This window comes from Endozoicomonas sp. YOMI1, from assembly GCF_024606345.1.
Classification (GTDB): Bacteria; Pseudomonadota; Gammaproteobacteria; order Pseudomonadales; family Endozoicomonadaceae; genus Endozoicomonas.
Window position 1 is genome coordinate 1 of record NZ_JAHHPM010000103.1, and the last position, 8,771, is coordinate 8,771.

Annotated in this window: 6 protein-coding genes; 5 read left to right on the forward strand and 1 reads right to left on the reverse strand. The window is 45.4% G+C overall.

The features are described from left to right. Positions 1-838: 838 nt before the first annotated feature. Positions 839-2,002 carry a hypothetical protein gene (locus tag KDK15_RS03710; RefSeq protein ID WP_257294017.1) on the forward strand — a complete coding sequence of 388 codons (1,164 nt, stop codon included), beginning with the start codon at positions 839-841 and terminating at the stop codon, positions 2,000-2,002. Here KDK15_RS03710 and KDK15_RS03715 read toward each other — a convergent pair. Beyond that, entirely contained in the window at positions 1,999-2,625 is a 627-nt protein-coding gene (locus KDK15_RS03715; RefSeq protein ID WP_257294018.1) for a TetR/AcrR family transcriptional regulator, read from the reverse strand. The two genes, KDK15_RS03710 and KDK15_RS03715, sit on opposite strands and share 4 nt — an antisense overlap. Before the next feature lie 297 nt (positions 2,626-2,922). On the opposite strand from KDK15_RS03715, the gene KDK15_RS03720 reads away from it, so the two are divergent. From KDK15_RS03720 to KDK15_RS03735, 4 genes are all read left to right on the forward strand, one after another. Beyond that, on the forward strand, positions 2,923-4,941 hold the full coding sequence (locus KDK15_RS03720; protein WP_257294019.1) for an NADPH-dependent 2,4-dienoyl-CoA reductase: 2,019 nt from the start codon (positions 2,923-2,925) through the stop codon (positions 4,939-4,941). Positions 4,942-5,289: 348 nt separating this feature from the next. Next, the gene (locus tag KDK15_RS03725; protein WP_257294020.1) at positions 5,290-6,132 is read left to right on the forward strand and encodes a bZIP transcription factor; all 843 of its coding nucleotides are present in this window, start codon (positions 5,290-5,292) and stop codon (positions 6,130-6,132) included. Positions 6,133-6,353: 221 nt separating this feature from the next. After that, a complete protein-coding gene (locus KDK15_RS03730) occupies positions 6,354-7,274 on the forward strand; it encodes a hypothetical protein (RefSeq protein ID WP_257294021.1) in 921 nt (306 codons plus the stop codon). 343 nt (positions 7,275-7,617) lie between these two features. Continuing rightward, positions 7,618-8,664: a hypothetical protein gene (locus KDK15_RS03735; RefSeq protein ID WP_257294022.1), complete on the forward strand. Its 1,047-nt coding sequence runs from the start codon at positions 7,618-7,620 to the stop codon at positions 8,662-8,664. The last annotated feature ends 107 nt before the right edge of the window (positions 8,665-8,771 follow it).

Genomic DNA, 8,771 nt, shown 5'->3' on the forward strand with positions numbered 1-8,771 from the left:
AGCTCAGGATGAACGGAGATCGAGTTCAAAATGTCGAAATTATTTCGGGACAATTTCTTAACTACTTATGTTCGGCACTTTACCTGAATAATGGTTCACCCAATGTTCACCAGCAATCTGTATACCGAATGAACACTTAGCCCTTACAGTTCCTGGCATAGTCCTGGATAGCGACAACGATGCTGTTTCATTTTATAAGAAATTCGGATTTCAAGAAGTTAAAGCAGGAGAATCTGCACCATTGATGAAATTAGCAACTCCTGTGCGAGATTATTTACGACAAGATAGCTTAGAACACTATGATCTGATCTGCTTGGATAAGCAGTTATTATCTCCAATTCCATATAAAAAGGTTTAACAAAACCGGGGGCGGGAAAGAAAACAGACCTCGGTTTTCCACTGCAAACCAGCCATGAGATTCCAAGGCATTAATGGCAGATTCTACTGTTGAATGCTGTCGCAGTGAGCCCACCGACTTCCGGGCGGAAGAGGTAAATAATTGTCGTCAACGATGGAACTTTTCACGAATAGTGGACTCTAGATTAATAAGTTCACAGCTCACTATAACTTTTTAGGTTTTTTTGAATTGCTTTCTTTATTTTGATTATGTTGAAGGCAGACTCTTATCAAGGTCGATATGGACAAACCCTGTATCGACGTCAGGGATTATGACGAATACCATGTCAAGGGTCGATGCAAAGTCGCTGTTGAGGCAGCAAAACGGGAGAAATCGACACTGGTTATTATGTAACCTTCCGTTCCAGAAACTGTCCAAATGTAAAATTTCCCCGTAGCTACAACTTCTGCCGCTACTAAGTTCTTACAGGTATACAAATCAATGCCGTTTCATTTTCATACTATCAACAGACTGTCCATTCCATTGGATTTCAAACATGGCTGCCAAGGGCCAGCTAAAGAGGGACTTCTGAGTCCTGAAGGCAAAGCACTTATCAATAGTTGGCAACAGTCACAGAAAACCAGCCATGAGATAGATAAGCAATTCGCATCTGAAATGGACAAACTGTCTTGTTACGGTCTGCTCAAAGACAATGTCCCGCCAATGGCCGGGCGTATTGGCCGAACCGTAACCGGCCGTCGGGTGACTGCACTTGCATCGAAAGAGCCCCACGTGCTGCTTATGCAGGAATTGACCGGACATGACTGTGAACCCATGAAAAAAGCTCTCAGTGAATTCGGCTACAGTCTCATCCACTTTGCTCCTCACCAGAGTGAGTCCCGAAACAGGCGGCCACAGGATCTTCTCCACGGTACCGCTATCTTTCTGCGTGATCCGGAAAACGTCCTTGAAGTAATCGCCAAAGATTCATTGCCAGTGAGCAAAGAGGAAGTGGAAGTCAATCCCCGGCTGTCTTCGCACTCAGCAGAAGACAAAAACAGAATTGCCAAAAAAATTACCGGCAGAAAGGTAACCACCTGTGTATTCAGACTCAAAGGCTCCCATCTCGCCTTTTCCGCTGGCTCAGAGCATCTGGTTGGTTTTAACCGACATGCGCCGACAGGTCCTGAACTGGAAGCTTCCAGGCTGGCGGGCGCAATTCAGCATGAGAGCCATTTGCAAAAACAGCTGACATTTATCAAACAGGTTGAAGCTGAACACGGCATCAAGGTGGTTGCCATGGTTTCCGGGGGAGATTTCAATGAAGATGATCGCTTTGCCTGTCGTACCTGCGAGCAGACAGGCAGTAAGGTTCCAGACGATCTTTACCGTTTGAAAATATCTTCTGACTTCGGGTTCATGCTGCCGGAGAACCCGGTGGATCAACAACCCTGCGAACTGATTTCAGAACCGGGTGAGCAGGCCCAAATAGATTTTTTAACCTTACGTAGCAACAGTGAGATAAAGTGTAAGTTTGAAAATAATTTCAACAGCTACAGGGATCAGGTGGAAGAAGATCTTGACGGGTATCCCTCTGACCATATCATGATATCTGCAGATCTCACCATCCCTGAGCCGGTTCAGTCAGATGTAGAAACTGCTTAGGAGGCTGTCCGAGAATCATGGCTTTGAATTGCTGCCAGTATCATCGCCACTGCACTGTCCGACATGGCATCAATGGAGTTTCTATCCAGGTAAACACCATCGTTCAATAAACGACTCATACCGTGCAGCATGCTCCAGCTCACCTGGGCAAGACGCAGAAAATCAATATCTTTTGCTAACGTCCCCTTGTCCTGCCAGCTACGGATAAGATTGACATAGTCCTGAAAGCAGGCAAAAGAGGCCTCTTTCAGACTCTCCGTAGGTTCACCATTTTTCCAGACCGGTCGACCGAACATCAGGTCATACTCTTCAGGATACTTCCAGGAAAGATCCAGATAGGCATGGACAAAAGCTTTTAACCAGCCGTTCATGTCTCCTGACTGTTCAAGCATCAGTTGCGCAAAGTGTGTCTGCCACTTTTCAAACCCCTGCTCGGCAATGGCACAGAACAGCGCATTTTTATCCTTAAAATGATGATAAGCCGCTGTTCTGGAGACCCCGACCCGTTCGGCCAGAGCGCGCATGGAAATACCATCCACCCCTTGCTCCCCAAGCATCCGGGCTGCCTCTTCAAGCAGCTCCTGATGAAGGTTGCCATGGTGGTAGGATTTTCTGCCAGTCATATGTCGTTTAATGCCCTTGCGCTATCTGTTGCTACTATCTGCTACCAAGAAACGGTCCTTAAATAACTTCCACATTTCTAAAGACGCTTCCCGCTGCCCGAAAAGCCGGAACCACTTGTGCTTTTGCGGGCAGCGGGCAGCGGGCAGCGGGCAGCGGGCAGCGGGCAGCGACCTTTTCCCAAACTGAGTAATAATGAAGAAGTCCGCAGTCAGTGCAAATTATCTTGACAGTGTCAAAATACCATTTTATCTTGACAGCGTCTAGATGAGGCGTCGAATCACAAGAAGGATTATAAAATGACTACTCCCTACCCACATCTTCTGGCACCGCTGGATCTGGGTTTTACCACGCTGAAAAATCGGGTTTTGATGGGTTCCATGCATACCAGCCTGGAAGAACAGCCCAACGGTTTTGAACGACTGGCGGCTTATTTTGCCGAACGCGCAGCCGGCGGTGTGGGACTCATTGTGACCGGCGGTATCGCGCCGAACCAGGAGAGCGGGGGTATGCCAGGTGCTGCCACCATGGAAACCATGAATGATGTAAAGCACCACCAGTTGGTCACAGACGCTGTGCATAAGGCTGGCGGTAAAATCTGTATGCAGATCCTGCATACCGGTCGTTATGCCTACCACCCAAAATGCATCGCTCCCAGCGCTATTCAGGCCCCTATCAATCCTTTCAAGCCCAAAGAGCTGACCTCTGATGAGGTGGATGAGCAGATCGAGAGCTTCGTCAACTCTGCCGCCCTGGCAAAGGAAGCAGGTTATGATGGCGTGGAAATCATGGGGTCTGAAGGGTACTTCATCAACCAGTTCATTGTTAATCGCACCAACCAGCGACAGGATGAATGGGGCGGAGAATACCGTCAGCGCATGCGCCTGCCGGTAGCCATGGTGCGTAAGACCCGGGAAAGAGTAGGACCGGATTTCATCATTATTTACCGCCTCTCCATGCTGGATCTGGTTGAAGGCGGCAGTAGCTGGGATGAAATCGTTGAACTGGCCAAAGAGATTGAGAAGGCGGGTGCCACCATTATTAATACCGGCATTGGCTGGCACGAAGCCCGTGTCCCTACCATCGCGACAATGGTACCAAGAGCGGCCTTTACCTGGGTAACGGCAAAAATTCGCAACGAAATCAATATTCCGGTCATCACCTCCAACCGGATCAACATGCCGGAAACCGCAGAAGAAGTTCTGGCCCGTGGTGATGCGGACATGATATCCATGGCCCGTCCTATGCTGGCAGATGCCCAGTGGGTGAACAAAGCGGCAGAAGGCAGAGCCGATGAAATCAATACTTGCATTGGCTGTAACCAGGCCTGCCTTGACCATGTCTTTTATATGAAACCCGTCAGCTGTCTGGTAAATCCCAGGGCATGCCATGAAACCGAGCTGAACTATCTGCCAACCAATAAACCCAAGAAGCTGGCCGTGGTGGGAGCCGGTCCTGCCGGCATGGCATTTGCCACCACAGCCGCCTATCGTGGTCACAACGTCACGCTGTTTGACGCTGCAGATAAAATTGGCGGACAGTTTAATATCGCGAAAACCGTACCCGGTAAGGAAGAGTTTAAAGAAACCCTTCGCTACTTCAAACGACAGATTGAGCTGACCGGCGTCGAGCTGAAGCTCAACCACAAAGTAACGGCAGAAGAACTGGAAAACAGTGACTTTGACGAAGTCATTATCGCCACCGGTATCACCCCCAGAAATCTGGAGTTGGAAGGTATTGATCACGCCAAGGTCCTGAGTTATCTGGATGTGTTCAAGGGAGCACCTGTGGGCAACAAGGTAGCCGTTATCGGGGCCGGCGGTATTGGTTTTGATTTGTGTGAACTGATTACCCAGGAAGGCCCATCCACCAGCCTTGATATTCCTGCCTTTATGAAAGAGTGGGGCGTGGATATGACACTGGAAAATCGCGGTGGCCTGCTGACCGAAAGCGAGCACCCAAAATCCTCCAGAGAAGTCTTTCTACTGCAGAGGAAAAAGAGCAAGCCCGGTAAAAACCTCGGCAAAACCACCGGCTGGATTCACCGCTCATCACTGGCTAACCGGGGGGTGCGCATGGTGCCAGCCTGTGAGTACCATAAGGTGGATGACCAGGGTCTGCACCTGTCCATTGCCGGGGAACCTCAGGTGCTTGATGTGGACAGCGTCGTAATCTGCGCAGGCCAGGAGCCCATGCGAGCGCTTGCTGATAGCATCAGCGGCAAGACCGTGCACCTGATTGGCGGAGCGGATGTGGCTGCGGAGCTGGATGCCAAGCGGGCAATCAACCAGGGCTGCCGACTGGCTGCTGACATTTGATACTGGCACTTAACCAGTAAAGGGGGTCCGTCCCCCTTTACCATCCCGGCTTCAAGAATACCTGCCTCCAACCATTTATCGATCAGCTTTCTTACCACGCCAACAGTCACTCGTCTGGCGAGATAACGCTGATTTCTCTAAAACATGCTGATCCGGCAGGCTTTTTCGGAACTGATATTTCTGGGGTACCACAATCGGTTCTTGATAAAATGTACCCTAGGTGGGAACTTCTATAAGAAAGAGAGGTCATAAAATAGATTTAAATATCAAAATTTTTCAATGTATAGCTCACCAATCATAAATGATGTTTCTTTTTATTCGAACTCCTGCGACCCAAACCCAAAAGAGTTGGAAGGTTTATTTTTCAAGCCAACTGAGCCTTTAATTCCTCAGCCAGGCATAGCGGGATATTCTGTGCAAAAAGTACTTGATCCAAGCCATTCTTTGTATCTTCATCAGGATGCAACTTGCCAGGTTACTTTCAGTCCTCAAAATTCATTAGCTGAATTTTCTATTTCTCATATATCACCTACTGACAGTGAATTATTTCCCGAATTATCACAGGATATTCCTGATCAATTGCTATTTGATTTTGATGATAAGCCTATCAATTATGGATTGACAACCACAAAATCATTTGATCACAGTCGATTACCTCATGATTTATCATCTGAAAAACCACAAACTACCCATAAGCAATCAACACGAATAAAATCCCCCGATAATGGAAGTTCAAAAAAGGCTACAGATGAAATTTGGAAACTAAATAACAGGAGGAGATTAAATAAAATTACCGCACAAAAATATCGAGACAATAGGAAAAAACATATACAAGCCATGGAGTCAAAACTGGATTTGCAACAAGTTATATCAATCAAGTCCATTTGTAGAAAGCAACTCAATAATTTTAAAAAATTTGATTCAATTAAAAACTATCTTGATCGCAATCAAAAAAATAATCACCTGATAAAAAAATATGGCATTCATGATTTATCCTATTTTATTACCAACAATAAAAAAATAAAAATTGATTCAGCTGATTTAGATAGTATTAATTTATTAAAAAGGAAGGCTAAAAACTCACAATCCTCAATTAAATCAAAATTATTCAAATCTGAATACATAAAAAAACTGGAATCTGCTATTGATGTCAAATCTACTCCTAGCTCCGGAGCTCAAATATCAAACTGAAGAAATTCATAGCCCACATAGACTGCATTGCCAGTGACCCTACCACCACCGTCTTTTTCATCCGTAAGGCGCTGGCTTTCGACGCGTTGTACATCGCTATTGTAATAGCCATAACAGATATTTATGCTTGGTACACATAAAAAATGGATAGACTATTTAAGGGAGGAACTTTTATAGGTAGAGGGGGGTCTTAAGCTGTGTTTCAATAATTCAAAGATTCAATGGATATTCCTACTTATTTAATTCAATTAAATACAGTTTCAGGTAGCTTTCATAATTTTCCTGAATCGGACGTATCAGGTCAGGCCTTTTCCCGTAATGTTGGAGAAGCTACCAATGTTCTTTGTGCTATGCATTTCTCTGAAACTACTGAAAACAACCATCATCAGACAACGGTGCCTTTTCATAATCCATTTGATGACCCCCGGTTCGAAAAAAGGTCGATAGTAATCGTTGCTAACCGTACTAAAAAAGATCAACAACCTGACTTAAAAGTTAGAAATAAACACCAGGATAATGATCCTCCCACCTCATATTCGCCTGACAATCAACCTTTTTCGATCCAGTCTATTTTAGGCATAGGGCCATCAACCTCACAAAGCTCGTTGTTTGTTGATAACAACCTTCACCAACCTGTAGAAATTTTTAATGCAACAGAACCAGTTGCGACTATTCAACCTCAACTGGCTACGAACTCATCTCGGGCTTCAATTCCCGAAGGTACTCTTCTGGTATCTGATGCCAGGGCTAAACGCGAAGCATCCGATAAATACAAAGAGGCCAGAGCCAGGGCAAAAGCCAAATACCAAGTATCCGAAAAAGGCAGGAAGACCAGAGCCAAATACCGAGCATCACATAAAGGCAAAGAGACCAAAGCCAGAGCCACAGCCAAATACGAAGCATCCGATAAAGGCAGGCAGGCCAGAGCCAGGGCCAGAGCCAAACACGAAGCATCCGATAAACGCAAGATTGCCAAAACCATAAATAATGCAAGATCAAATACATATCAATCAGCTATAAAAAAAGGTTTTAGTGAAGAAGTAGCCAGGAAAAAAGGGGACTTAGCAGCTAATGTAAAAAAAGCAGAATTATCATCAGTGTCCGTGCTCTACCCACACTCCGTTTTTCAGTCGTCAAACTGAAGGAATATTTACAGTCCCGATCGAACTCATCTCACCCTGAGTAACCGATCAGCTTTCGAATCGCTTTGCATTGCAATTATTAACAGCTATAACACATTCTTTTGCCTGGTTGACATAAATATTGAATAGGTCTTCTTTAGGGAGGAACTTTTATAAAAAACATTGGTCATAAGCTGGAATTCAACAATTCAACAATTCAATGGATAGATTTACTTCTTCAGCCCATTTAAATGCAGCTTCAGATCACATTTGTTATGTTCAAGATACTACTTTTTCTGAATCTGACGCATCAAGTAAGGCCTTTTCCCGTGAAGTTGAAAAAGCAGGTACTATTCTATGCGCTATGCGTACTGATAGAACTACTGAAAGCTACCTTCGGCAGCCAACAGTGCCTGTGCATAATCCATTTGATGATCCCCGCCTGGAAAAAAGGTCGATAGTAACCGTTGCCAGCTATGCTAAAGAAGATCAACCGCTTGACTTTACGGTTAGAAAAAAACTTCAGAATAATGATGCCCCACCCACATATATTCCCGGTAATGAACGTTTTTCTGCCCAGTCTATATTAGGTTTAAATCAATCAACCTTGCAAAGCTTATCAGTTGTTGATAACAACCTTCATCAACCTGTACAAATTTCTAATCAAAAGAGCATTGACCCTTTTTTTAAGCCGACAGCACTAGTGGCGATTGTTAAACCTCAACCCAATAATAATGTGCCGATTCTACAACACTCATTTCCTGCAGGGAGAGGGTTTGCCGGGGAAAGCTCTGTGTTACGTCACAGCGAATACCAAACTCACAATTCTGCAGGGTATGAAGTTGACACATCAGGCGATTTAGCCCTGGCAAGAGTTAAAGAGTCTGATGAAAGTTACTCATTACAAATTGAGCACAAAAGGGAGCACAAAAGGGAGCACCACAAGCAGCACAACAGGGAGCGCTACCATAATGATCCCGAATACGCAGAGCGCAAAAAGAAACGCAACAGGGAGCGCAAAAGGGAGCTTCGCAAAGATCCCGCTTATGTAGAGCGTGAAAGGCAGCGCATGAGGGAGCTTCGCAAAGATCCTGCTTACGTAGAGCGTGAAAGGCAGCGCCTGAGGGAGCTTCGCAAAGATCCTGCTTACTTAGAGCAGGAAAGAAAGCGCCGAAGGGAGCTTCAACGCCAGCGTCAATCGCAAGAGTGCAATATCTCCAGTCAGTCAATTCAAAAATCCTATAATTCAATGAACAGGTTTAACCTGGACCCAAATTTCGTTTCTGGATTTTCCTATTTACAGGAGTTTCAAGAATCCCCCTTACTATTACTGGCTGAAGCTTCATTTTTACAACTGAATGGGCCTGGACATTCTGCACAGACACATACTTCGTCCCATTGTGATATCTAAATCGGCAAGTAACCCATCAATAGTTGAGCGCCGAGAAGAGCCAGCTTACCAGCGCTAAGTAGTTGGCCAAATGGAATCGTATATTTCTGGCTAAGTGGGCAGTTACT

Coding starts and splice junctions, on each gene's coding strand:
- KDK15_RS03710 (WP_257294017.1), top strand. CDS start 839: ATGCCGTTTCATTTTCATACTATCAACAGACTGTCCATTCCATTGGAT.
- KDK15_RS03720 (WP_257294019.1), top strand. CDS start 2,923: ATGACTACTCCCTACCCACATCTTCTGGCACCGCTGGATCTGGGTTTT.
- KDK15_RS03735 (WP_257294022.1), top strand. CDS start 7,618: ATGCGTACTGATAGAACTACTGAAAGCTACCTTCGGCAGCCAACAGTG.
- KDK15_RS03715 (WP_257294018.1), bottom strand. CDS start 2,625: ATGACTGGCAGAAAATCCTACCACCATGGCAACCTTCATCAGGAGCTG.
- KDK15_RS03730 (WP_257294021.1), top strand. CDS start 6,354: ATGGATATTCCTACTTATTTAATTCAATTAAATACAGTTTCAGGTAGC.